General features: G+C 43.5%; 21 protein-coding genes and 2 tRNA genes. 13 read left to right on the top strand and 10 right to left on the bottom strand.

The window, feature by feature from the left end; all coding sequences use genetic code 11:
* Nucleotides 1–12 precede the first annotated feature (12 nt).
* A complete protein-coding gene (lpdA, locus tag ABWY16_RS08255; protein WP_353904167.1) occupies nucleotides 13–1,419 on the top strand; it encodes a dihydrolipoyl dehydrogenase in 1,407 nt (468 codons plus the stop codon).
* Nucleotides 1,420–1,451: 32 nt separating this feature from the next.
* On the opposite strand, the gene ABWY16_RS08250 is transcribed toward lpdA, so the two are convergent.
* The 6 genes from ABWY16_RS08250 to ABWY16_RS08225 all read right to left on the bottom strand — a co-directional run bounded on the left by ABWY16_RS08250 (nucleotide 1,452) and on the right by ABWY16_RS08225 (nucleotide 9,372).
* Entirely contained in the window at nucleotides 1,452–2,279 is an 828-nt protein-coding gene (locus ABWY16_RS08250; RefSeq protein WP_353904166.1) for a hypothetical protein, read from the bottom strand.
* 77 nt (nucleotides 2,280–2,356) lie between these two features.
* Nucleotides 2,357–5,548: an efflux RND transporter permease subunit gene (locus ABWY16_RS08245; RefSeq protein WP_353904165.1), complete on the bottom strand. Its 3,192-nt coding sequence runs from the start codon at nucleotides 5,546–5,548 to the stop codon at nucleotides 2,357–2,359.
* A gap of 74 nt (nucleotides 5,549–5,622) precedes the next feature.
* The gene (locus tag ABWY16_RS08240) at nucleotides 5,623–6,687 is read right to left on the bottom strand and encodes an efflux RND transporter periplasmic adaptor subunit (protein WP_353904164.1); all 1,065 of its coding nucleotides are present in this window, start codon (nucleotides 6,685–6,687) and stop codon (nucleotides 5,623–5,625) included.
* Nucleotides 6,684–8,006: a TolC family protein gene (locus ABWY16_RS08235; protein WP_353904163.1), complete on the bottom strand. Its 1,323-nt coding sequence runs from the start codon at nucleotides 8,004–8,006 to the stop codon at nucleotides 6,684–6,686. Before ABWY16_RS08235 ends, ABWY16_RS08240 begins: the two co-directional genes overlap by 4 nt.
* 26 nt (nucleotides 8,007–8,032) lie before the next feature.
* Nucleotides 8,033–8,644 carry a TetR/AcrR family transcriptional regulator gene (locus ABWY16_RS08230; RefSeq protein ID WP_353904162.1) on the bottom strand — a complete coding sequence of 204 codons (612 nt, stop codon included), beginning with the start codon at nucleotides 8,642–8,644 and terminating at the stop codon, nucleotides 8,033–8,035.
* 113 nt (nucleotides 8,645–8,757) lie between these two features.
* Entirely contained in the window at nucleotides 8,758–9,372 is a 615-nt protein-coding gene (locus ABWY16_RS08225) for a TetR/AcrR family transcriptional regulator (RefSeq protein ID WP_353904161.1), read from the bottom strand.
* A 192-nt stretch (nucleotides 9,373–9,564) separates the two neighbouring features.
* Here ABWY16_RS08225 and murB point away from each other — a divergent pair, with 192 nt between their 5' ends.
* From murB to ABWY16_RS08205, 4 genes are all read left to right on the top strand, one after another.
* Nucleotides 9,565–10,590: a UDP-N-acetylmuramate dehydrogenase gene (murB, locus tag ABWY16_RS08220; RefSeq protein ID WP_353904160.1), complete on the top strand. Its 1,026-nt coding sequence runs from the start codon at nucleotides 9,565–9,567 to the stop codon at nucleotides 10,588–10,590.
* A 167-nt stretch (nucleotides 10,591–10,757) separates the two neighbouring features.
* On the top strand, nucleotides 10,758–11,288 hold the full coding sequence (locus tag ABWY16_RS08215; protein WP_142527296.1) for an RNA polymerase sigma factor: 531 nt from the start codon (nucleotides 10,758–10,760) through the stop codon (nucleotides 11,286–11,288).
* Nucleotides 11,289–11,408: 120 nt separating this feature from the next.
* Nucleotides 11,409–12,086, top strand: coding sequence for a lycopene cyclase domain-containing protein (locus tag ABWY16_RS08210; protein ID WP_353904159.1), 678 nt, complete (start codon nucleotides 11,409–11,411; stop codon nucleotides 12,084–12,086).
* Nucleotides 12,086–12,322, top strand: coding sequence for a cytochrome b5 domain-containing protein (locus ABWY16_RS08205; RefSeq protein ID WP_353904158.1), 237 nt, complete (start codon nucleotides 12,086–12,088; stop codon nucleotides 12,320–12,322). The genes ABWY16_RS08210 and ABWY16_RS08205 overlap by 1 nt, the downstream gene beginning before the upstream one ends.
* Nucleotides 12,323–12,369: 47 nt before the next feature.
* Here the strand turns inward: ABWY16_RS08205 and ABWY16_RS08200 are convergent, their stop codons facing one another.
* A complete protein-coding gene (locus tag ABWY16_RS08200) occupies nucleotides 12,370–13,290 on the bottom strand; it encodes a PfkB family carbohydrate kinase (protein WP_353904157.1) in 921 nt (306 codons plus the stop codon).
* A 145-nt stretch (nucleotides 13,291–13,435) separates the two neighbouring features.
* Here ABWY16_RS08200 and ABWY16_RS08195 point away from each other — a divergent pair.
* The 5 genes from ABWY16_RS08195 (at nucleotide 13,436) to ABWY16_RS08175 (ending at nucleotide 17,679) form a co-directional block, all read left to right on the top strand.
* Nucleotides 13,436–13,509 (top strand) — tRNA-Asn (locus ABWY16_RS08195).
* A 179-nt stretch (nucleotides 13,510–13,688) separates the two neighbouring features.
* Nucleotides 13,689–15,044 (top strand): Gfo/Idh/MocA family protein, encoded by a 1,356-nt coding sequence (locus ABWY16_RS08190; protein WP_353904218.1) that lies wholly within the window; start codon nucleotides 13,689–13,691, stop codon nucleotides 15,042–15,044.
* A gap of 1 nt (nucleotide 15,045) precedes the next feature.
* Nucleotides 15,046–16,089, top strand: a complete 1,044-nt coding sequence (locus ABWY16_RS08185) for a DUF6807 domain-containing protein (RefSeq protein WP_353904156.1) — start codon at nucleotides 15,046–15,048, stop codon at nucleotides 16,087–16,089.
* A 23-nt stretch (nucleotides 16,090–16,112) separates the two neighbouring features.
* Nucleotides 16,113–17,318 (top strand): Gfo/Idh/MocA family protein, encoded by a 1,206-nt coding sequence (locus tag ABWY16_RS08180; RefSeq protein ID WP_353904155.1) that lies wholly within the window; start codon nucleotides 16,113–16,115, stop codon nucleotides 17,316–17,318.
* Between the two features lie 13 nt (nucleotides 17,319–17,331).
* Nucleotides 17,332–17,679 (top strand): DUF3347 domain-containing protein, encoded by a 348-nt coding sequence (locus ABWY16_RS08175; RefSeq protein ID WP_353904154.1) that lies wholly within the window; start codon nucleotides 17,332–17,334, stop codon nucleotides 17,677–17,679.
* Nucleotides 17,680–17,765: 86 nt separating this feature from the next.
* Here the strand turns inward: ABWY16_RS08175 and ABWY16_RS08170 are convergent, their stop codons facing one another.
* Nucleotides 17,766–18,521 (bottom strand): alpha/beta hydrolase, encoded by a 756-nt coding sequence (locus ABWY16_RS08170; RefSeq protein WP_353904153.1) that lies wholly within the window; start codon nucleotides 18,519–18,521, stop codon nucleotides 17,766–17,768.
* Between the two features lie 207 nt (nucleotides 18,522–18,728).
* On the opposite strand from ABWY16_RS08170, the gene ABWY16_RS08165 reads away from it, so the two are divergent.
* The gene (locus tag ABWY16_RS08165; RefSeq protein ID WP_353904152.1) at nucleotides 18,729–19,574 is read left to right on the top strand and encodes an AraC family transcriptional regulator; all 846 of its coding nucleotides are present in this window, start codon (nucleotides 18,729–18,731) and stop codon (nucleotides 19,572–19,574) included.
* 52 nt (nucleotides 19,575–19,626) lie between these two features.
* Here ABWY16_RS08165 and ABWY16_RS08160 read toward each other — a convergent pair.
* Together ABWY16_RS08160 and ABWY16_RS08155 are read right to left on the bottom strand one after the other, a co-directional pair.
* Nucleotides 19,627–19,700: transfer RNA gene (locus ABWY16_RS08160), tRNA-Asn, on the bottom strand.
* Between the two features lie 127 nt (nucleotides 19,701–19,827).
* Nucleotides 19,828–20,436, bottom strand: coding sequence for a cupin domain-containing protein (locus ABWY16_RS08155; protein WP_353904151.1), 609 nt, complete (start codon nucleotides 20,434–20,436; stop codon nucleotides 19,828–19,830).
* A gap of 277 nt (nucleotides 20,437–20,713) precedes the next feature.
* On the opposite strand from ABWY16_RS08155, the gene cobI reads away from it, so the two are divergent.
* Complete coding sequence (cobI, locus tag ABWY16_RS08150; RefSeq protein ID WP_353904150.1) at nucleotides 20,714–21,409, top strand: precorrin-2 C(20)-methyltransferase; 696 nt, start codon at nucleotides 20,714–20,716, stop codon at nucleotides 21,407–21,409.
* On the top strand, nucleotides 21,406–22,770 hold the full coding sequence (gene cobJ / locus ABWY16_RS08145; RefSeq protein ID WP_353904149.1) for a precorrin-3B C(17)-methyltransferase: 1,365 nt from the start codon (nucleotides 21,406–21,408) through the stop codon (nucleotides 22,768–22,770). Before cobI ends, cobJ begins: the two co-directional genes overlap by 4 nt.
* Nucleotides 22,771–22,773: the final 3 nt, after the last annotated feature.

Here is a 22,773-nt window from a genome sequence, read left to right as displayed (position 1 = left end):
AAATTTTTCAATATGCAATACGACGTCGTTATTATTGGTTCTGGTCCTGGTGGTTATGTAAGCGCAATCAGATGTGCACAATTAGGTTTAAAAACAGCGGTTATAGAAAAGTATAAAACTTTTGGAGGTACCTGCTTAAACGTAGGATGTATCCCTTCAAAAGCTTTGCTTGATTCTTCGGAGCACTTTCACAATGCAGCCCACACTTTTACTACTCATGGTATTGACCTGCAAAACCTGAGCGTAAATATGCCGCAGATGATTGCCCGTAAAAATGATGTGGTTGCCCAAAATACTGCAGGTATCACTTACCTGTTCAAAAAGAATAAAATTGACAGTTTCGAAGGCTTAGGCTCATTTGTGGATAAGAACACCATCAAGATCACTAAAACTGACGGAACTACTGAAAATATTACTGCAAAAAATGTTGTTATTGCCACAGGTTCCAAACCTACTGCATTGCCATTTTTGCCAGTTGACAAAAAACGTATCATCACTTCAACCGAAGCCCTGAACATTACTGAAGTACCAAAAACAATGGTTGTAATTGGTGGCGGTGTAATTGGTCTGGAGTTGGGTTCAGTGTATGCCCGTTTAGGTACTAAAGTATCTGTAGTGGAATTCCTTCCTTCGCTGATTGCTACAATGGATGGCGGACTTGGTAAAGAACTGCAGCGTGTGCTGAAAAAATCTTTGGGAATGGAATTCTATATGAGCCATAAGGTAACTGGTGCTACAAATGATGGCAATACAGTTACTGTTACAGCTCAGAATGCCAAGGCTGAGGATATCAAACTGGAAGCTGATTACTGTATAGTAGCAGTTGGCCGTACCGCTTATACCGCAGGATTAGGCCTGGAGAACATCGGCATCAAAGCTGAAGAACGTGGTAATAAAATCCCTGTAAACGCACATCTTGAAACGTCTGTTCCGGGAGTATATGCAATCGGTGATGTGATCACTGGCGCAATGCTTGCACACAAGGCTGAGGACGAAGGTGTATATGTAGCTGAAACTATTGCGGGACAAAAACCACATATCAACTACAACCTGATTCCTGGTGTAGTTTATACATGGCCTGAGGTAGCTTCGGTAGGTGCTACTGAGGAGCAGTTGAAAGAAAAAGGAACGAAATATAAAACAGGATCTTTCCCGTTTAAAGCCAGCGGACGTGCCAAGGCGAGTATGGATACAGATGGTTTCGTAAAAGTACTTGCAGATGAGGTTACTGACGAGATCCTGGGCATCCATATGATTGGCCCCCGTGCTGCAGATATGATCGCAGAAGCGGTTGTTGCCATGGAATACCGTGCTTCAGCAGAAGATATTGCAAGGATTTGTCATGCCCACCCGACATACACTGAAGCTTTGAAAGAAGCAGCTATGGCGGCCACTGCAAACAGGGCGATCCATATTTAATTAATTTTTATTCACAGCGGGGATTAAGGAAGCTATTCTTCAGGAATAGGTTCTTTGATCCCTGTTGCCGGATAAAGCTGAGCCAGAACCCTGGCACCGATCTTAATCAGACGGAGGTGTTCATCGATATGCCCGTGCTGTACCTCGGCATTGATGTATGGAATAGTATTCTGCATCGCATAGATTGACAGGGAGCCATCATCTACGGCATCTTTCGATTGCAGCACCACATTCACGTTTTCTTTCTTGAGCAGGTTAAACACTGCCAGTTCCGTAACCAACAGCATATCGTCATTATCCATTTCAAAATTGATATGTACAGAATCGGCTGTGCCTTCCAGTTCATATCCCTTCAGATAGCTGCTTACACCAAATCCGCCATCGGCGTTATTGTGTAAAGTAAATATGTAGCCTGCTTTTCCGGGATTGTAAGTATTCAGGATGGTCTTACCGGCTTTCTCCAGCTCCAGGATTACGTTGTCATCCCATATGCCGTACTTCTGCAAGCCGGCTTTAATGCCTTTTTTGGTATAGATACTGTTGGGGTCTGTCTGGTATTCCTCTTCCTCGTAAATGAATTTATAGTTTCTTACCCCTCCGTACTGGCAGTCGAGCAGTGTACCACCATTGTCATTGATATACCTGAACGCGGCTTTTACACCCGTATCTTCATCATCGTGGATAGCAAGAAAGTGAATATTCTGGTCGCTGTATTTGTAGTTGATCAGGCCGATGTCCAGATCTCCGAGTGTTACATAGGCACTGTCGCTTGTCATACCTTCAAAAACCGGGGGATGCTGCGCTTTTACATTCAGGGCGAAGCCGCATAAAAATAATAAAGTTAAAGATCTCAATACCATAACACTAAAAGGATTTTCGGATTTAATGCAAAAAAGGAACCACAATGGGTTCCTTTCTGCAATATATAGTAAATCTTTTAGTGCTGATGATCTAAATCGTATTCTTTCACTTCTTTGTGATCGTAGGGCTGAACCATCAGTTCATCGATCGTAATGCCCTTTTTATTGAATCCAAAGCGATCCAGCATACGGTCGAAGATCTGGTACATCACCGGTACAACTATCAGGGTAAGGAACAGTGAACTGAGCAAACCGCCAATAATTACCCAGGCGAGACCGTTTTTCCATTCGGCACCTGCACCGCTTGCCAGTGCGATCGGCATCATACCGATGACCATGGCGATTGTTGTCATCAAAATAGGGCGTAAACGCGCATGGTTGGCCAGGATCAGCGCTTCATGGGTTGTTTTCCCTTCGGCCTTCATCTGGTTTGTAAAATCGACCAGGATAATCGCGTTTTTAGCTACCAGACCAATCAGCATGATGAGTCCCAGAATCGTGAAGATGTTCAGTGCATTATTGGTTAATGATAGGGCCAGCAGCGCCCCGATAACCGATAGCGGGATGGAGAACATCACAACAAAGGGGTACACGAAACTGTCGTAGAGCGCAACCATAATCAGGTATACCAGTATGATGGAAGCCAGCAGGGCAATACCAAGGGTACCAAATCCATCTCCCTGGTTTTCTGCATCACCTGCCCATACATAACTTACGCCCACCGGTTTTCTCAGTTTACCGGATTTCTCAAGATCAAGCAACTGCTGCTGGAATTCTGCAACGATTGTACCTGTTGGGCGGCCGATAGATTGTGCACGTACTGATACTGATGTACTTTTATCCCTTCGTTCCAGCTGACTTGGCCCGGCACCCTGAGTGATCGCTGCAAACTGGGTCAGTTTAACCTGTTTGCCCTCGCTGTTTACAAAAATCAGGTTACTTACATCGTCGATATTCTTACGGTTGAAGTCCTGGTAACGGATGTTGATATCGTATTCATATTCTCCTTTACGGAATTTACCATCGGTATTACCGCTAAAGGCTGTCTGCATTGTTGCACCTACGGTTTGTAAGGTCAGTCCCAGGGCAGCCATTTTATCACGGTCTACCTGAACGTTAATCTCCGGGCTACCGCCTTCTACAGAAAGTTTAAGCTCAGCAGATCCTTTGATTTTTGCCAGTACCGCTTTGGCACCCTCAGCATATTTCATAGCGCTGTCCAGATCTGAACCCATTACAACCAGCTCAATAGGGGCATTTTCTGCAATCCCCAGAATACTGATCGGAACCGTTTTTACTTTGGCACCTACCAGGTACCGGGCCAGCTCACGGCTCACCTTTGTGGCGTAGATACTGGAGTTATCGGCGCGTTTATCGCGTTCTACCAGTTTTACGTTGATCTCGGATTTGTACGCTGTAGCCTGGGATGCCCCGAAGTCGCCACTTGATTGTCCTACAGTGGTAATCAGCTGTATAATCTCAGGTTTCTTTGATAAAAAGGCCTCAGCTTTTTGGGTGATCAGGTTGGTCTGCTCGATAGAAGCATCTTTAGGCAGCTCTACCTGCACCAGGAATTCGCCTTTATCACTTTTTGGGAAAAACTCTGTCCCGATATATCCCATAGGGATCAAACTGCATGAACCTAAGAAAAGCACCACCACCAACAGGATTGTTTTTCCTTTGTTGGCGAGCGACCAGGTAAGGATGCTGGTGATCCAGATGGTGAATTTACGCAGCTGGGCTTCGAACCACAGGATGAATTTTCCGAATATATTTTTGCCTTCTATCTTTTCAAGTTTACCAAAACGTGAAGAAAGGAGCGGCACAATAGTAAATGAAGAGAACAGGGAAAGAAGGGTAGCGATAATTACCACTACGCAGAACTGGCGGAGGATATTGGACACCAGACCGGTGCTGATCGCGATAGGGAAGAATACCACCACAATTACGAGGGTGATGGATACTACCGTAAAACCGATTTCACTGGTTGCATCGTATGCTGCACGCACCTTGTTTTTGCCCATTTCCATGTGGCGGTAGATGTTCTCCAGTACCACGATCGCATCATCCACCAGGATACCTACTACCAGTGACAATCCCAGCAGGGACATCAGGTTGAGGGTGTAACCCAGCAGGCTCATGCCGATAAAAGTTGCAATCAGTGAGGCAGGAATAGATACCATTACTATCAGTGCATTCCGGATACTGTGCAGGAAGAAAAGCATCACAAATGCTACCAGGATAATCGCCAGTACCAAATCGTGAATTACCGCATCTGCAGATTCCAGTGTAAAAATAGAGCTGTCATTTGCGATGACGATCTTGAGGTCGTTGGATTTGTAATCCTGCATCAGTTTGTCAATCGCTTTATGTACGCCTTTACTTACTTCTACGGCGTTGGCATCTGACTGTTTGATGATCTGTACAGCGATTGCTCCTTTACGGTCGATACGTGCAAGTTTTTCAACTTCCTTCTGTGCATCCCTGACATCCGCAATATCGCCGAGGCGGATTTGTGCGCCGTCTTTTCCTGTGCTGACAACCAGGTTCCGCAGTTCATCTACGTTTTTATATTTACCGGATAAACGGATCAGGATGTCCTGTTCCTGTGTTTTTACACTACCGGTAGGGAAATCCAGATTGGAGGTGAGGATCGATTGCTGAACCTGCGGTACAGACAACCCATATCCCTGAAGTTTCCCTGCATCCAGGGATACTTCGATCTCTCTTTCCTGTCCGCCAACAAGGTTTACCTGCGCAACACCTGTTACGCGGGAGATAATCGGAGCGATACGTTTATCAATCAGGTCATAAAATGCAGCATCATCCATTCTTGCCGAGGCAGACATGGTAATTACCGGCAGGTCATCCAGGGAGAACTTGTTTAAGGAAGGAGTTTTTACGTCCGTTGGCAGATCGGCCAGAATGGAGTTGACCTTACGCTGTGCCTCATTAAGGGAAAGATCCACATTGGCCTTGTCATTCAGCGTGATAGTCACTACCGAAAGGCTTTCATAGGATACAGCATTTAGTTTTTTGATATTCTCCATAGAGGATACCGCGTCCTCTATTTTCTTCGTAACTGTATTTTCCACCTCACTTGGAGAGGCTCCGGGGTAGATTGTAGAAATGGAGACCACGTTGTTGGAGAATTTGGGCAGCAACTCATAACTGAGAGAGAAGTAGCTCAATAAGCCCATCAGTGTCAGCACGGTAAAAACCACGATAACAAGGGAAGGTCTTTTGATGGATATTTCTGTTAGTTTCATCTAATTTCTATATTGATATTTATTTGTCAGATGGAGCCTTTGATGATTAAAATCATGTCGGGTTCATCTATAAATTATTTAATAGCCGTAACCGGACTTCCGTCCACCAAATTGATTTGTCCGCTGATGATTGCAGTTTCACCTTCTTTCAGTCCGTCGAGAATCTCTACCTGATCGTTAATCGTTCTGCCGGCAATTACTTTACGGATCCTGGCAGTATTTCCATTTTCGAGCACAAAGATCTGGTTGCTGCTTACACTGCCCACAAATGCACCGCGGGGAATAGTGATTGCTGGTGCCTGCGCAGGGAATTTGAAGATCGCAGTACCGTACATTCCGGCTTTAATTGTGTTGGTGTGGTTGTTCTGCACTTCAATCTCTATCGGGAAGTTCAGGGTTCCATCGGCTTTGGCAGCGATGAAACTGATCTTTCCGGAGAAATTATCTGCCGGGAAAACATTAGATTTGATCTGCACTTTGTCGCCCACCCTGAGGTTTGCTACCTGACTTTCATTTACATTTACTTTTAACTTGAGCGTAGAAACGTCAACCAGCTCAAACATCTGGGTTCCCTGTGCATTTACGAAGGCGCCAACCTCGATGTATCTTTTATTAACGATACCGTTGATAGGAGATTTGATGTTCGCATCACTCACCCTGCGCGCAGAGCTCTGCAATCTTAACCGGGCATTTCTGGTGGCCAGTTTAGCCTGGTCCAGTTGCTGCTGCGTTACTCCGCCTGTGCTGAAAGAACTTGCATATCTTGCTTCATCTTTGATGGCATTATCGAGCGTAGCCTGAGCCGTTTCCCTGTCGGTATTTATAATTTCCGCATCAATGCGGGCAATCACCTGTCCTTTTTTAACATGGTCGCCTTCATCCACATAGATCGCATTTACGCGTCCTGCATTTTCAGATAAAAAATTCAGTTCCTGTTTAGGTGCAAAGTTGCCATTGGCAGTAAAGTCTAAATCAACGGGTTCTTTTTTCACTGTGGCAATACGTACGCTGATGGCGCCGCCTCCCTGAGAAACCAATGCTGTCTGCGCGTCATTTTTCTTTTTGTTGCTGTTCAGTACCCAGGCGATTACCCCGATAACAACTATAATTAGAACGACTGTTATAATTCCTCTTTTCATTTTAATAGTGATTTTATATTTCCGTTAGATTTGATTAATTGGATTTCGGCAATCTTATAATTCAATAAGGCCTGGGTATAACTGTTCTGTGCTTCGGTAAGTGCATTTTCGGTATCCAGCAGATCCGTTAATGCAGCAAGTCCGTTATTGTAGTTGTTTTGGGTACTGTTATAAATTTCCTGTGCCAGGGTAACATTCTGGCGCTGGGCCCTGATCGTATTGATATTGTTCTTCAGCTGGATCTTGGCATTCTCGTAGGCCAGGTTAAGCGAGTTGGACCGCTCTTTAATGTCCACATCTGCTTTCAGGATATCAACATTTGCCTGGCGGATTCTGGAACGTGTGGCAAAACCATTAAATATCGGCACCTTCAACGTCAGGCCGATGGCCGAAGCATTGTAGTAGAATGCTGAACCGCTTTTATTAAAGAGGTCGAACTTGTCACTCTGCCCGGTAACGGAAAGGTTGCCGGTAAGCGAAAGGGAAGGATAATATTCTGCCACATAAGCTTTACGCTGCAGCGTATACAATTCTCGCTGTACGTTTAACAAACGCATTTCTATTCTTCCGGCAATATTGATCGTATCTGCCATCTGAGGCAGGGTTTCTACTTTTTTAAGTTCATCCGGCGGTACATTAATCACGGTAGCTACAGGCATACCCATGGAAAACTTCAGCTGGTTTTCCAGTTGAACCACAGCATTGATGGTCTGTTCGCGCTGCGTCTGCAGGTTGGTCAGGTTTACCTTGATGCGGTCTACATCAATCTTTTTGGCCAGTCCGTTGGAGTACTGGTTACTGATAATTTTCTCCACCACTTTAACGTTTTTGATATTGGTATCAATCACATTGAGCTGCTGTCTGCTGACCAGTACCTGATAGTAGTTGTTGGCAACCAGTTCAATGATCTGCTCATCTGTAAACTCAGCAGTAAGGTTGTAATAACTTTCGCTGGTTCTGGCTGCTTTCAAACCGGTGAAGACGGTCTGGTTAAATAACTGCTGGCTCAGCTGTACACCCGCGTTGTCGTTCCATTTTCTTCCTAGCACAAATGCCTGATCACCAAAAACAAGCTGGCCGATAATAGCATTGTAGGTGAGAGATGCATTCCCGGTAACCTGTGGAAGGGCCTGTGAGCGGACTTCCTGGGTTTTAAATTTACCGCCGTCGATATCGAGCCTCGATTTCCTCGCCGTTGCGTTATTTTCGATTGCAAAATTCAGCGCATCTTTTAGGGTAAGCGGCTGCTGGGCATTGACGATGGTGGAAACCAACAGGCAGAGCCATAAGACAGGAATTGATTTTACTGGTTTAATCATATTTGGTTTTCTGGTATGAGGGCTGTTTAATTTTTAAGTCCTTTAATAAATATTCTGGACAGGCTAACCTGCTTTTCTTTCATGAGTTTGAGTTCTTTTTTACCGGGAAAGAGCTCTTTGTTTCCGTGCATTATACAAAGGGAGGTGAGGCCCGACTGACAGGACAGATACAGTTCTGCAATTTTAGGAATATCATCCTGGGGCGCTATCTCTTTGTTGGCTACCGCGATTTCAAATACACTTTCATGAAACTTCAGGTTTCGGGCCATCATGGATTCAAGATAGTTTTTTAATTCTACAGAACTTAATGAAGAATCAGGATTTCCGTAGGAGAGGTGGAGCATATAGTACCGGAGAAAGAATTTATGCTTGATTTCGATGATATTTAACAGGGTAGTTTCTAAAGGAATCCCAAGTTTCTGGTCTTTATGTAAGACGTTAAAATAATCGTCGAAAATCTTTTCCATTACCCCGAGTATGAGGCTGGTTTTGTCCGGAAAATAATAATATAATGATGGCTTGGACACAGACAGGTCATCTGCAATCTCATTCATCGTTGTTTTGTGAATACCAAAATGGATAAAACGCTTAATCGCACCCTCTATAATCAGTTCCCTCTTTTTATCAGTTTCTAACATTCTACTTTTTTACCTTTTGACTTTATCCTATGTATAGTCAAAAATATAGCAAGCATTCTGCATTAAAAAACATTATCCCCACTATTGGGGATATGAGAAGTTATATGACATTTCTATGACTTGTTAACTGGCTTTAAACCAGCCAAAAAGATTTCTGCGAACCGTTTTTCTTTGAGAAAGATCAATTTGAATTCTTCCTTGCCCGGAAAGAGGTGCCTGGCACGGGTGAGGATGTTGAAATGAATACCGGAGACGGCTTCAACAAATATTTCTGTGGTGAACGGGATGTCTTCTACTGCAAGTTCGCCCGACTGATTGCCTTTGCTTAAAAGTTCGGTAATGATCTTAAGTTCAAAAGCCCTGGCACGGGTGAATTTTTCATACAATGCCTCCGGAAGCTCAGGGCCTATCATCTGGGTGTATTCAATGAGCTTGTAGTACTTCTGGATAAAAGCCTGTCTTTTTTGCAGCAGCATCAGGATGCCCTCAGTTGCAGTAGAGGTTTTATCAACGGATTTGATCAGGTCCCTGCTCAGGGTGTGCATCATGTTTTCGATCACGCTGACATACAGGCTCAGTTTATCAGGGAAATAATAATAAAGTAAGGCTTTTGAAAAAGAAATGTCTTTCGCAATCTCTGTCATGGTTGTTTTGGCCAGTCCGTAGTGTGCGAATCGTTTTAGTGCGGCATCTATGATCAAAAGTCTTTTTTTATCTTGATTTTCCATGTGAATCAGGCTTGCTTTTTTACAAGTAGTGTAACGGCTTAAATAGGGTTATAATCGGACGTAAAATATGCAAAAATATTAAATATTTCACTTAACATATTTATTACATGGCATAACAATTACATTCAAACGATAATGAAAAATTTCAGTATGAATATATCTACATTTGCCCTGAAATAACCCTTTGCCCCTATGTATTTATTAAAGGAAAATATATCCCTGAAAGCCTATAACACTTTTGGTATCGATGTGAAAGCACGTTTCTTTGCCGAAATATTCAATGAAGAAGACCTGCGCGAACTCAGCCTGCTGCCTGTTTTTAAAGAGAGCAGGTTACTGGTACTTGGTGGGGGCAGTAATATGCTTTTTACTAAAGATTTCGGGGGACTGGTACTTAAAGTAAGTATCCCCGGGATTACAGCAGCACGGTCGCCTGAAAATGAAGACCAGGTGCTGGTTACAGCGGGTGCAGGGATAGTATGGAACGATCTTGTGAACTACTGTGTTGAGCAGGATTTTGCCGGAATGGAAAACTTAAGCCTCATTCCTGGTACTGTAGGAGCATCGCCCATACAGAACATTGGTGCCTATGGGGTAGAACTAAAGGATGTGTTTCATTCCTGTACTGCTTTTGAGATCGCTTCAGGTAAGCTGAAAAGTTTTGATTTTGCAGAATGCCATTTTGCTTACCGCGACAGTATCTTCAAGAATGAACTGAAAGGACAGTATGTGATTACAGGGGTAACCTTCAGACTGAATACCCAGGCCAGGATCAATTCGCAATACGGGGCGATACAGGCTGTTCTTGCAGACAGGGGGATCAGACGCCCGACGATTGCAGATATCTCTAAGATCGTTGCAGAAATCAGGGTAAGTAAATTGCCTGATCCTTCAACTATAGGGAATGCCGGTAGTTTCTTTAAAAACCCGATTGTTGAAAAGGCTGAATTCGAGCAGATTATTAAAACTTTTCCCGATCTCATCAGTTATCCTGCTGGAAAAACCAAAGTAAAACTGGCTGCCGGCTGGCTCATTGAGTCCTGTGGTTTCAAGGGTATTGTAGAGGGAAACACGGGTACATGGAAGAACCAGGCGCTGGTACTGGTCAATCACGGCCAGGCTACAGGGGCAGAAGTGTATAGTTTTTCGGAAAAGATCATAGACACTGTAGCAGCAAAATTTGGTGTAAAACTGGAGCGTGAGGTAAATATTTTGTGACAATTGATTTAAATATAATGCCACAGCAGCATTTTATTTCTTAAGCCTATGAATTGATTTTTTGGTACATATGTTGTATTAAGCTTAGCAAGCAAGATTAAACAAACAGACGACGCCACTCTATCCTCCTGTTTGTTTGCTCTTTAACCTTAAAAACTTGAAAGACTATGACAAAAAATGAATTTAACCTCCAGCTCCATAACCACTCGGTTTCTTTGCAGTCATTTGCTTTAAATTTTACTAAAGATATTGAAGATGCCAACGATCTTGTTCAGGACACGATGCTTAAAGCGGTTACTTACTATAGCAAATTCAAAGATGGTACAAATCTGAAAGGATGGTTGTTTACCATCATGAAGAATACCTTTATCAATAACTACAGACGTTTGGTTAAAACAAATGCACTGATCACGAAATCAGAAGACATTTCATCTGCAAATCTTCACTACAGTGCTACAAAAAATACAATTGACAGCAAATTTGTTATTGGGGATATCAACAAGGCTTTAGCCACGCTGCAACCTGAGTACCATGTGCCGTTTGTAAAATATTTTGAAGGCTATAAATACCATGAGATTGCAGATATGCTGGAAATTCCTATCGGAACAGTAAAAACAAGAATCCATGTGGCCCGTCAGATACTGAAGAAATATCTGAAAACGTATTCAAAAGAAATTCTGGGAACTGAGATCCTTTAAGGTCCGGTTTACCACTAGAAAAGCGACAGGTTGTAATGACCAGTCGCTTTTTTTGTTAGCTGATTTTCAGATCAAAAGTCTATTTTTGGCTTTCCATAGAAGAATACACGTAAAACATCAATGAACTATACCTACCTGTTTGTAGACCTCGGGCTACTTCTGTTTTCAGTCCTGCTGTTTTCCAGGAAACAATTGAATTTTGCCAGCCAGAGTAAATTCATCATCCTTGCCCTTTTAATCAACGTTTTTGCTTTTTCTGTACCTACGGAATTTCTGACCCAGCTGAAGGTCATTGTTTATAATCCGCCTTACCTGAGCGGTATGACATTATGGGAGCTACCGGCAGAGGAGCTGCTTTTATCCTTTTTATTGCCCCTTAGCGGACTGGCGGTTTACCTTTTCCTGAATATTAGTTATCCTGATAATACACTGGAGAAGTACAGTCTGGCCCTGAGTAATATTATGCTGGGCGTGTGTATTGCGATGTTATATTTTGGGCATCAGAAGCTGTTTACGGTCTTTACCTTTTCCATCCTGCTGGTATTTCTGCTCTATATTGAGTATGTAAATAAGATCAGGTTTATGTACCGGTTTTACCGTGCGTTCCTGGTTTCTCTGATCCTCTTTTATAGTGTTTATAGCGTACTGACCTCTGTTCCTGTGATCCAGTATACTACTGAAGAAACGCTGAACTTTAACCTTTCACATATCCCGTTTGAGAGCCATTTTTATTTCATGTCTATGTTACTGCTGAGTATTTACCTTTTTGAGCTGTTTAAAAGCAGGGCACGCAATTGATGGATTTGCCGGAATATACAAAACAGCAGCTGGCTTTACGCAACGGCCAGGATAAGCCGCAGGTCTGGGTTGCCTATAAGGGCCTGATCTATGATGTGGGAGAGAGCAGGTTATGGAGAAATGGGAAACATTACGAACACTGGGCTGGGCAGGACCTGACAGATGAACTGGCAGATGCACCACATACGGAGGGTGTATTTGAAAAGTTTACACCTGTTGCTAAACTTAAAACATAAAAAAGAGGCAGTCTTTTAAAACACTGCCTCTTTTTTATTTTATTCAATTAAGCTTCGATGGTAAATGTGCTCAGATTTACGAATTGCTGTACACGTGCAGCAACTTCTTCATCTGTCAGGTTCACGATTTTCTCAGTACCAAATTTCTCTACACAGAAAGATGCCAGTGCAGAGCCAAAGATGAGTGCATTTTTCATGTTATTGAAATTCACGGTACCAACTTTCGCCAGGTATCCTATAAAGCCACCAGCAAAGGTGTCTCCGGCGCCAGTCGGGTCAAAAACTTCTGCCAAAGGCAAAGCCGGAGCAGAGAAGATCTGATCTTCATGGAACAATAAAGCACCGTGTTCACCTTTTTTAATGATCAGGTATTTAGGGCCCATGGTAAGGATTTTTTTAGCTGCTTTCACTAAAGAGTACTCGCCTGACAGTTGTCTTGCTTCCTCGTCGTTAATAGTCAGGACATCTACTAATTTCAACGTTTCCAGCAAATCGTCCATGGCAACATCCATCCAGAAGTTCATTGTATCCAGAACAACCAGTTTAGGCCTGTTTTTAAGACGTTTTATTACTGTTTGCTGTACCTGGGGGGTAAGATTTCCCAGCATCAGGAATTCGCAGTCCTGGTAGCTCTCAGGGATAACCGGATCGAAATCGGCCAGAACATTTAATTCCGTAACAAGGGTATCCCGGCTGTTCATGTCATTGTGGTATTTTCCAGACCAGAAGAAAGATTTTTCACCTGCCTTGATCTGTAAGCCTTCCGTATCGATACCATGTGTGGTAAAGGTATCAATATCGTCCTGATGGAAGTCGTCTCCAACTACAGCTACTATTTTTACGTTTTTATAGAAGTAGGAAGCAGCTAAACTTGCATAGGTAGCAGCGCCACCAACGATCTTATCAGTCTTTCCGAAGGGAGTTTCAATAGCGTCAAATGCTACAGTCCCTATGATTATCAGGCTCATATATTTTATTTTAAAATTTTTTTGATATTTTTCTCTGCAAATATTGCATAAATAATTTAAAAGCCCTAATATTGCATTCCCAAAACGAACAACACTTTATGTTCTTTATTGAAGCAAAAAGCGCGTTTCAGGATAACCAGAGTACTCCTTCTTAGCTCAGCTGGTTAGAGCATCTGACTGTTAATCAGAGGGTCGCTGGTTCGAGCCCAGCAGAGGGAGCAAATTAAACCCCTTTTCTTGCAAGAGAAAAGGGGTTTTTTTGTATCTCTTATTTTACGTCGGTTAAATTGATTTACCTATATGTTATTTGTATTAATATGCCGATATTTAGGTCGTTAGGCGGCTCTATGGGCCATTAAGCAAGTATAGTGTAACCAAATATTAAACCTTCGTATATGATGGAGAATTCTCGTCGTAATTTCATCAGGCTCGCATCAGTAGCCGGATTGAGCGCAATGCTTCCAAAAACCAGCTGGAGTGCTAAAAGTTATAAACGTATTATTGGTGCCAATGACCGTGTACAGGTAGGTGTTGTCGGGTTCTCAGACAGGCACCGCAGTTCACACATGCCTTGTTTTATGAACCATTACAAGGAGCTGAATTTTGAGATTGTTGCCGTATCTGACATCTGGAAACGCCGGCGGGAAGAAGGTGCTGCAATGTGGAAGGATAAAATGCAGAATGATGTGAAAGCCTTCCGCAACAATGACGAACTCTACAGCAGCAAAAGCGTAGACGCTGTTTTTATAGGTACAGCGGATTTCCAGCATGCCCACCATACAATCGAAGCGGTAAGGGCAGGCTGTGATGCATACGTTGAGAAGCCTTTTGCTGAAACAATGGAAGACAATAGAGCTGCACTGAAAGCGGTAAAGGAGACCGGTAAAATTGTTCAGATTGGCTCGCAGCGCAGGAGCGGGAGCAACTACCATGCGGCTAACCACTTTATCAAATCCGGTAATTTCGGGCCGATCACAATGGTAGAACTTACCTGGAACGTAAACCAGCCCGGTCGCTGGCGCCGTCCTGACTTACTGAATGTATTAAAGGAACAGGATACCGATTGGAAACGCTTTCTCATTAACCGTCCATACGAAAAGTTTGATCCCAGGATCTATCTGGAGTACCGCCTGTTCTGGCCCTATTCATCCGGTTTACCGGGGCAGTGGATGAGCCATCAGATTGATACTGTGCACTGGTTTACCGGACTGAAACATCCGCGGAGCGTAGTTGCCAACGGGGGGATTTACCAGTGGAAAGATGGGCGCCGCAACTGGGATACTATCTTAGCGGCTTTCGATTATGGGCCGCTGGATGACCTTTCGCAGGGATTCCAGGTGACATTTGGTTCACGCATGCACAACGGTGACGAACATCCTGCCGAAATCTATTATTCCAATGGCGGTGAGCTCAATCTGATCACCAATAAAATATCCCCGAAGGGAGGGTTAACCGAAAAGATGGCTGCGGCCATGAAGATGCAGGCTAATCTGCTGCCCGAAATCAGTCTCGACAACTCCGAACAGGTAGTGGCATCGGCAAATACAGGCGGGGATAAACTGACCTCTAACCACATTCGGAACTGGATGGAATGTATCCGCAGCCGAAAACAACCAAATGCACCGGTAGAAGCAGGTTACAGCCATAGTATAGCTAATATCATGACCACTGCCGCTGCACATACAGGAGCAAAGGCAACGTTTGATGAAAAAACGCAGGAAGTAATGGTTAACGGGAAGATCTTTAAATACTGATATGATGGTCAAACTTAAAATGTTAGGCAGCCTGGCCTTTGCGGCAATAGTTTCTTCTGCCTCCTTTGCGCAGGAAGCAACAGTTACGTTTAAAAAATCTGATCAGCAGAAAAAAGTGGATGTACTGATGAATGGTGAATTATTTACAACGCTGATGTATCCCGATACGTTGGAAAAACCTGTTCTTTACCCGCTGGTAACGGCCGGGGGTACACCTGTCACCCGCGGCTTCCCCCTGGATCCCAAACCAGACGACCCTACTGATCATCCCCACCATATAGGTTTGTGGTTTAACTTTGAGAACCTCAACGGACTGGATTTCTGGAATAATTCATACGCCATTCCGGCAGCTAAGAAGTCAGAATATGGATGGATCCGTACTGACAGGATCACTGAAACAAAAAATGGTACAAAGGGCATATTGGCTTACCATGCAAACTGGACGAACCAGGCGAAGGAAGTTATACTGGAAGAAACCACCCGCCTAGAATTTAGTGGTAATGCAAGCCAGCGTGTAATTGACAGGGTAACAACCCTAAAGGCAGCACAGGATGCAGTTTTTACTGATGCAAAGGACGGTATGTTGGGTTTGCGGCTTGCACATGAATTACAGATGCCGAGTGTTAAAGATGAAAAGTTTACGGACAGTAAAGGAATTGAAACCATTGTAAAAGGAGGAACAGATAAGATACCCACAGGTAATTACCTGAGCAGTGAAGGCAAAACAGGTGATGCAGTCTGGAGTACACGCGGTTCATGGTGTAAGGTCTATGGCAAGATGGGGGCAGACTCGGTGAGCGTCGCCATTATCGATCATCCTAAAAATCCCAACTATCCGACCTTCTGGCATGCAAGGGGGTATGGACTGTTCGCCGCAAATCCCCTGGGCGAAAAGATATTTACGAATGGTGCTTCGACCAAAAATCTAAGCCTGAAAAAAGGTGAATCTGTTACCTTCAGGTACCGCGTAGTCATCAGTAATGGTGCCGGAACTTTAAGTACAGGACGGTTAAACACTATGGCTGGCGACTTTGCCAAAAGATAAAGCTTTTGATATATACTGAACAGATGGAAAGAAGAACTTTCGTGAAAAATGCCGGGCTGATAGCAGGCGGACTATGGGCAAATCAGGCGGATCTTTTTGCTAAGAGCGCCGGTCATGTGATCAATATTGGCGTTATTGGATGTGGTGACAGGGGCAAGGGAATTATCAGAATAATTGATCAGTTTCCGGATAAGTTTAAAGTAACGGCTATATGTGATGTACTTGACATGCGCCTGGATGAAACACGGAATTTTTCAAAGAATCAGAATTACACCGCATATAAAGATCACCGGCAATTGCTGGATGCTGCGCTTATAGATGCAGTGGTAGTTGCTGTCCCGCTGAATATGCACTATCCTGTAGCAGTTGACGTCCTCAAAGCAGGCAAACATTTGTATCTGGAAAAAACAATGACCTACAATATACAGCAGGCACTGGATCTGGTGAAACTGGTAAAAAGCCGGCCAAAACAGGTTGTACAGGTAGGGCATCAGTATCGTTATTCCCCACTTTATTACAGGGTAAAAGATATGATCAGTAAAGATTATCTGGGTAAAGTAAGTCAGGTTGACTGCCGTTGGGACCGCAATGCCAGCTGGCGAAGACCGGTGCCTGACCCTGCGCTGGAAAGGCAAATCAACTGGCGCATGTACAAGGAATATTCTGGCGGCCTGATAGCTGAACTTTTATCACACCAGATTGATTTTATCAACTGGGCTTTTGATACCCATCCTACAGAATTTATGGCAACCGGGGGGATCGATGTTTATAAAGATGGCCGCGAAACCTATGATAACGTACAGGTCATACTGCGTTATCCGGATCAGAATATGGTGGGAAATTTCGGCGCTACCTGTGGCAACAGCCGCGATGGTTATCTCTTTAAGATCAAGGGAACAAAAGGGACAGTGTCTTTACTTACCGACAGGGGGATTTTTTACCCTGAGAAGGGCTTGCCAAAAGAAAAAGGTCTGGTTGATGGCGTAACCGGCGCAACAAAGATCAGCTGGGATAAAGAAGGTGGAATCCCTATACTTCCTGATCCGACAAGGGACGGCACCTGGTATGCTTTAAATGATTTTTACGAAAAAATAGGTACAGGCACACTGCCGGATTCCAATATATATACAGGCGCCAAAACTGCTATTTGCGTTCATCTCGCTAACCAGGCCTTGTATAACAATGAGATTGTGCACTGGAAGAACGACTATCAATTGGCGGCATTATAATGAGACAAAAAATATGATCACCAGACTTTCTGCCGCACTGGGACAGTTTAAATTCAAAAAACTCCCATTGGAGGAAATGAATGCTGCGACCGCTATGCGTGGAAAACTTAAAGTACTTGCACAGCAGATGGCTGATACGCATTCGATCAATAAGCAACGCCAGTACATGGCAGAACTTTCTGAAGGAATGTGGACGATCATTGATAAAGTGACTCCGGAAAAAACAGTATTGTACGAGCAGCGCTGCCCGATGGCAAATAAGGTATGGATCAGTGATGCAAAGGAGATCAGGAATCCTTACTTCCCGAAAAACATGCTCGACTGCGGTGCGGTGATTGCTTCTGCAGGGACAGCAAAGTAGCAGTAAAATTTTTTAGTTCAGTTAATAGTGATGATAAAAAAGCGGCAATCCGGATGGATGCCGCTTTTATCATTTTTGCAGTGAGCTTATTTTGCTGAGTTTGCAGCTTCTTCGATGATGCTGGTTACTTCTTTTGGGTGTGAAAGCATCACTACGTGACTGGCTTCGATTTCTGTTGTTTTGGCATTGATCCTTTTCGCCATCATACGTTCCAGGTCAGGGTGTATTGCCCTGTCGCTTTTTGCTACGATATACCAGCTTGCTTTGGTTTTCCATGCTGGCTCTCCGCTTTGATCAGCAAAAACACTTTGTACTGCAGGTCCCTGGGTAGCAAAGATCAGGTTTTGTTCTTTTTCTGGCAAATCCTGTGCAAACGCTGTTTTTACGCCTTCCTGAGTCAGGTAAATAAATCCGTTTGAAGGCTCAAAATATTTACTCAGTTCAACTGCAGGGCCTTTTGCCGAAAGTGATGGCAGTGTTTCGCCAAGTTCAGGAGCAAGAGCAGCTACAAAAACTAATCCTACTACCTTAGGATCATTTCCTGCCTGTGAAATCACAAAGCCACCCCAGGAGTGTCCTACCAGGATAACGTTTCCTTTAGCTTTGGCTATAGCGCTTTTTGTTGCTGCAACATCATCAGCCAGTGAAGTGATTGGGTTCTGCACTGAAATCACCGGATATCCTTTAGCCTGTAAGGCGGTGATCTGGTTGTTGAAGGATGAACCGTCTGCCCAGATCCCGTGAACAAAGATAATGGTAGGTTTAACTGATTTCTGAGCGTATGAGGTAAAAGTACTGAATACAACTACTGCCGCTAATGTTAGAAATTTTATCGTTTTCATTTTGATTGTTTTTTGTTTTTATTTGTTAGTCAAAGGTGCCTCAACTATCTTTCATAAAAAATGGATAATTTTCTCAAAGGCTTGACGAATTTTCCCCGGATGCCAATTTGATAATAGAATGACTATTCAGATATACATGTAAATGAGAAAGCTGTAGCTTTGCGTAGAAATCTTAAAGCTTTCATAAAAACAGCAGAATAGAATCCGATGCACCTGATACATATATCCCCAAAGACTAAGGGCAAGCTGATATTTAATCACCAGGAGAGTTCCCCGGCGCATTTTTCCGGCGGAAAAAAAGAGGATGAATTTTTGCTGACGATTAACCTGAACGGTTCAGAAAGCCAGGAGATGGTAATCAATGGCGTAAGCCATCAGTTTGAGCCTTACGGACTGATCCCCCTGTTGTCGGGTCAGATCTTCAGCTTTGAAAAACCGGAACTGATTACCTCATGGCAGTACAGCCGCAATTTTTATTGCCTGACAGACAGTTACTTTGAAATAAGCTGTCTTGGAATGCTCTTTCATGGTTACAGCGGTAACCTGTTCCTCCGGCTGGATGAAGATCACCGCGAAAAGCTCCGTGTGCTGCAGCAGATGTTTATCGAAGAATTTGATACAGTAGACACCACTCAGACGGATATGCTGCAGATGCTGGTCAAACGTCTGGTCATTATCGTCACCCGGCTTGCCAAAGAGCAGTACCTTAGCGGCAAGGTTTACGAAGAGGAGAAATTTGACCTCATCAGACAGTTTAATCTTCTGGTAGATCAGAATTATAGTAAGGAGCACCAGGTGCAATATTATGCCAGTAAGCTAAATAAAACTCCGAAAACACTAACCCGCATATTTACCCAGTACGGGTATAGCCCGCCTTCAGCTATGATACAGGAAAGGATTATTATGGAGGCAAAAAGACTTTTTTACTACACCAGCTTATCTGCAAAGGAAATCGCCTATGAACTGGGTTTTACCGATGCAGGCCACTTCAGCAGGTTTTTTAAAAATGCTACTCAGCAGAATCCTTCGGATCTGAGAAAACTTCAGAATTAAATTAGGGCAAAAAAATAGGGCAAGCTACCGTTTTACCGTGCTTGCCCTTGGGCTCCCTCTGCTGGGCTCGAACCAGCGACCCTCTGATTAACAGTCAGATGCTCTAACCAGCTGAGCTAAGAAGGAGTACTGGTTTTTTACCGGAGAATAAAGATTTTACAACCCTTTTTCTTTCAGTGGTGCAATGTTACGACTTTTGAACTTAACCATCAAATTTAATCATAAAAATAAGCACATAAATTCATTTGTCTAATTACAACCCGGCAGAAACGTACTGTGCGATGGCCATAACTGGCGAAGAAGAGGTAATTTCCACATCATGAATTTCGTGGAGTGGAATCTGTGTAAAGCCTCCGGAATTCAGATAAAAAGTATTTCCGCCTACGGTACATCTGCACTGACCCTGCAAGATCAGGAAGCTTTCATAAACGTCATCATGTGTTTCTTCACCAATGTTCGTCTTGGTAACTACCAAAACCTGCGAGATGCCATTTTCATCCCTAAGCACCTGAGAAAAGTTATCTGTTTCAAAAGCCTGCGGAAAATATTCGGTAACCAGGCGCAGCCAGTTCTGGTAATCAGAGTGTTCGCTGATTAATGTAAGGTGTTCCAGATCCATGTTTTTTTCTTTGGCGGCATCGGCAATAGTATTTTCTATTTGTGCTTTCAAAGATGTGGGGGCTTCAATGGCCACTGAAGTTGCATACATCTGCAGTGCAGATTCAATTTCCTGCAGTTCCTTCTCAAGAACGGGAAATTGTAATAGCATATCCAGAACATCCGCCCGTTCTGCCTCACTTAGCAGATCTAATACGAACAATTCCAATATACCACTTTCGATGTATACATTTAAACTCAGCATCTTAAGATTGGATTATAATTCTTGGTACAACGCGGGTGTGTATATTATTGTTTGATCATTAAAAATGACACCATACGCCGGTTATTCAAAGATAGGATCTTTAATGTTCAAATTCTGTAATATAATAGTTAAACAAAAGATTTTAATTATGTTGTGATACTTTTAGTTAACGATTCCTCAAGATGAGACGCAAAATCGTTTATCGATTGGTTTGCATTGCTTATAGACAATTAATAATTAGTTTTACAGCCTCAGCAGAACTAATCAGCAGCAGTAAGTGAATAAAATTTATGGCATTTCGTTGGGCCCCGGAGATCCGGACCTGATCACAGTAAAAGGACTTCAGATTTTAAAAGTATCGGATCTGATTTTTTATCCCGGTTCTATTTCCAAAGAGGGTAGAAAAGACAGTTATGTTCGCCCGATGCTGGATCACTATGCACTGGACCAGGATAAATTACAGGGTTTCTTTCTGAGCATGGGAATGGACAGAAGTGCTGCTGAAGTCACTTACCGCGAAACCGTTATTCAGTTACTTGCTGCGTATAAAGAAGGTAAAAAAGTAAGTATAGTCTGTGAAGGTGACCTGAGTTTCTACGCTTCTTTCTCCTATTTGCTGGAGAAACTGCAATCGGAAAATATAAGTATAGAGCTGATCCCCGGCGTAAATTCTTTTTCTCTCGCTGCGGCCAGACACCAGGTTCCCCTGTGTTTGCAGCAGGAAAAACTGGCTGTATTGCCTTTGGCAGGCGACGTAAGGGAAATTGAGCACGCATTTGAAGATGCAGATACAATCATCCTTATGAAAATCAGAATGGGCTGGAAAGAATTATATCCCGGCTTACTGGCAAAAAACTGGAAATACTACTACTGTGAGCGTTTAGGCACAGCGGATGAATATATTACTGCCGATATTGCGGCATTAGCGCACAGAGAAATTCCGTATTTCTCTTTATTAATTATTAAAAAATGATCAAAGTTATTGGTATTGGGCCAGGAGGCCATGATTATCTCTTACCTGTTGCCCAAAAAGCGATACAGGAGGCCGATATAATCATTGGTTACCATTATTACTTTCAGTTTATCACCGGCCTGATAAAGGAGGGCACGGTTTGTATCGGTAAAGAACTGAGCGAGGAAGAAAAAAGAGCAGAGATCGCTATAGAAAAAGCTATAGAAGGATACAGCGTAGTCGTGATTGGTTCGGGAGATGCCGGGATTTATTCCATGGCCTCTATTGTTTACCAGAAAGCGGCAGCTTCGGGCGAGGATATCTCACTGGAAACTATTCCCGGAATTTCTGCTTTCGTGGCAGCAGGAAGTAAGCTGGGGGCAGTTCTGGGTCACGATTTCTGCTGTATCTCCCTGTCAGACCTGATGACCCCCTGGAAAACAATACAGAAACGTATTGAGGCAGCAGCATGGGGCGATTTCGTTACCTCTGTTTACAACCCTAAAAGTGTGAAGAGATACTGGCAGCTGAATAAACTGAAAGCAATTTTCCTTTTACACAGATCCCCGGAAACGCCGGTAGCAATCTGTTACCAGCTGGGCAGACCTGAAGAAAAAATTACGCTGACTACCCTGGCAGATTTAAATACCGAAGATGTAGATATGTTTAGTCTGGTGGTGATCGGAAACAGCCAGACTTTCCAATATAAAAACCACCTGGTAACGCCAAGAGGATACTTAAACCGGAAACCTGAAACCGGTCTGGAAATCCAGCAGGAAAGTTTCCGGGAAATCATTGGCCAGCTGGAAACAGAGAAATACCCAAGGGATTTTCTATGGGCAGCGATCCGCTGCATCCATACCTCTGGCGATACTGACTATATCAAATACCTCAGCACTTCAGATAAGGCTATCACTTTTATGCATGATTACCTGGTACAGGGCGGTACGATTGTAACCGATGTAACAATGGTTCAGGCAGGAATTACCAGGGCTTTTACTGAACAGTATGGCAACCAGGTGATCTGTATGCTCAATTCTGAGGAAACATTGGCCCTGGCAGCAGAAGAAGGTCTCACACGCTCACAAGCTGGTATTAAACTTGCAGCTAAACTGTATCCCGAAGCACTGTTTGTGATTGGAAATGCCCCTACGGCATTGATTGAAATTGCAGATCAGGTAAGACAGGGCTTGATTCATCCTGCAGGGATCATCGGTGCACCTGTTGGTTTTGTAAATGTGATTGAGTCAAAAGAACGCCTGAAGATGCTGACCCTGCCCTACGTGATAATTGAAGAAAAACGCGGTGGCAGTAATTTTGCCGCCACACTCGTAAATGCGGCTTTTTCGCTGGATACTGCCGGCAACTATTTAGTAAACTAATGT

The organism is Pedobacter sp., assembly GCF_040513095.1.
Classification (GTDB): domain Bacteria; phylum Bacteroidota; class Bacteroidia; order Sphingobacteriales; family Sphingobacteriaceae; genus Pedobacter.
This window is presented reverse-complemented; position numbering and strand designations above follow the sequence as displayed.

What these genes read in the sequence shown, in the direction of transcription:
- lpdA (WP_353904167.1), top strand. Translation starts at nt 13, where the DNA reads ATGCAATACGACGTCGTTATTATTGGTTCTGGTCCTGGTGGTTATGTA.
- ABWY16_RS08250 (WP_353904166.1), bottom strand. Translation starts at nt 2,279, where the DNA reads ATGGTATTGAGATCTTTAACTTTATTATTTTTATGCGGCTTCGCCCTG.
- ABWY16_RS08245 (WP_353904165.1), bottom strand. Translation starts at nt 5,548, where the DNA reads ATGAAACTAACAGAAATATCCATCAAAAGACCTTCCCTTGTTATCGTG.
- ABWY16_RS08240 (WP_353904164.1), bottom strand. Translation starts at nt 6,687, where the DNA reads ATGAAAAGAGGAATTATAACAGTCGTTCTAATTATAGTTGTTATCGGG.
- ABWY16_RS08235 (WP_353904163.1), bottom strand. Translation starts at nt 8,006, where the DNA reads ATGATTAAACCAGTAAAATCAATTCCTGTCTTATGGCTCTGCCTGTTG.
- ABWY16_RS08230 (WP_353904162.1), bottom strand. Translation starts at nt 8,644, where the DNA reads ATGTTAGAAACTGATAAAAAGAGGGAACTGATTATAGAGGGTGCGATT.
- ABWY16_RS08225 (WP_353904161.1), bottom strand. Translation starts at nt 9,372, where the DNA reads ATGGAAAATCAAGATAAAAAAAGACTTTTGATCATAGATGCCGCACTA.
- murB (WP_353904160.1), top strand. Translation starts at nt 9,565, where the DNA reads ATGTATTTATTAAAGGAAAATATATCCCTGAAAGCCTATAACACTTTT.
- ABWY16_RS08215 (WP_142527296.1), top strand. Translation starts at nt 10,758, where the DNA reads ATGACAAAAAATGAATTTAACCTCCAGCTCCATAACCACTCGGTTTCT.
- ABWY16_RS08210 (WP_353904159.1), top strand. Translation starts at nt 11,409, where the DNA reads ATGAACTATACCTACCTGTTTGTAGACCTCGGGCTACTTCTGTTTTCA.
- ABWY16_RS08205 (WP_353904158.1), top strand. Translation starts at nt 12,086, where the DNA reads ATGGATTTGCCGGAATATACAAAACAGCAGCTGGCTTTACGCAACGGC.
- ABWY16_RS08200 (WP_353904157.1), bottom strand. Translation starts at nt 13,290, where the DNA reads ATGAGCCTGATAATCATAGGGACTGTAGCATTTGACGCTATTGAAACT.
- ABWY16_RS08190 (WP_353904218.1), top strand. Translation starts at nt 13,689, where the DNA reads ATGGAGAATTCTCGTCGTAATTTCATCAGGCTCGCATCAGTAGCCGGA.
- ABWY16_RS08185 (WP_353904156.1), top strand. Translation starts at nt 15,046, where the DNA reads ATGATGGTCAAACTTAAAATGTTAGGCAGCCTGGCCTTTGCGGCAATA.
- ABWY16_RS08180 (WP_353904155.1), top strand. Translation starts at nt 16,113, where the DNA reads ATGGAAAGAAGAACTTTCGTGAAAAATGCCGGGCTGATAGCAGGCGGA.
- ABWY16_RS08175 (WP_353904154.1), top strand. Translation starts at nt 17,332, where the DNA reads ATGATCACCAGACTTTCTGCCGCACTGGGACAGTTTAAATTCAAAAAA.
- ABWY16_RS08170 (WP_353904153.1), bottom strand. Translation starts at nt 18,521, where the DNA reads ATGAAAACGATAAAATTTCTAACATTAGCGGCAGTAGTTGTATTCAGT.
- ABWY16_RS08165 (WP_353904152.1), top strand. Translation starts at nt 18,729, where the DNA reads ATGCACCTGATACATATATCCCCAAAGACTAAGGGCAAGCTGATATTT.
- ABWY16_RS08155 (WP_353904151.1), bottom strand. Translation starts at nt 20,436, where the DNA reads ATGCTGAGTTTAAATGTATACATCGAAAGTGGTATATTGGAATTGTTC.
- cobJ (WP_353904149.1), top strand. Translation starts at nt 21,406, where the DNA reads ATGATCAAAGTTATTGGTATTGGGCCAGGAGGCCATGATTATCTCTTA.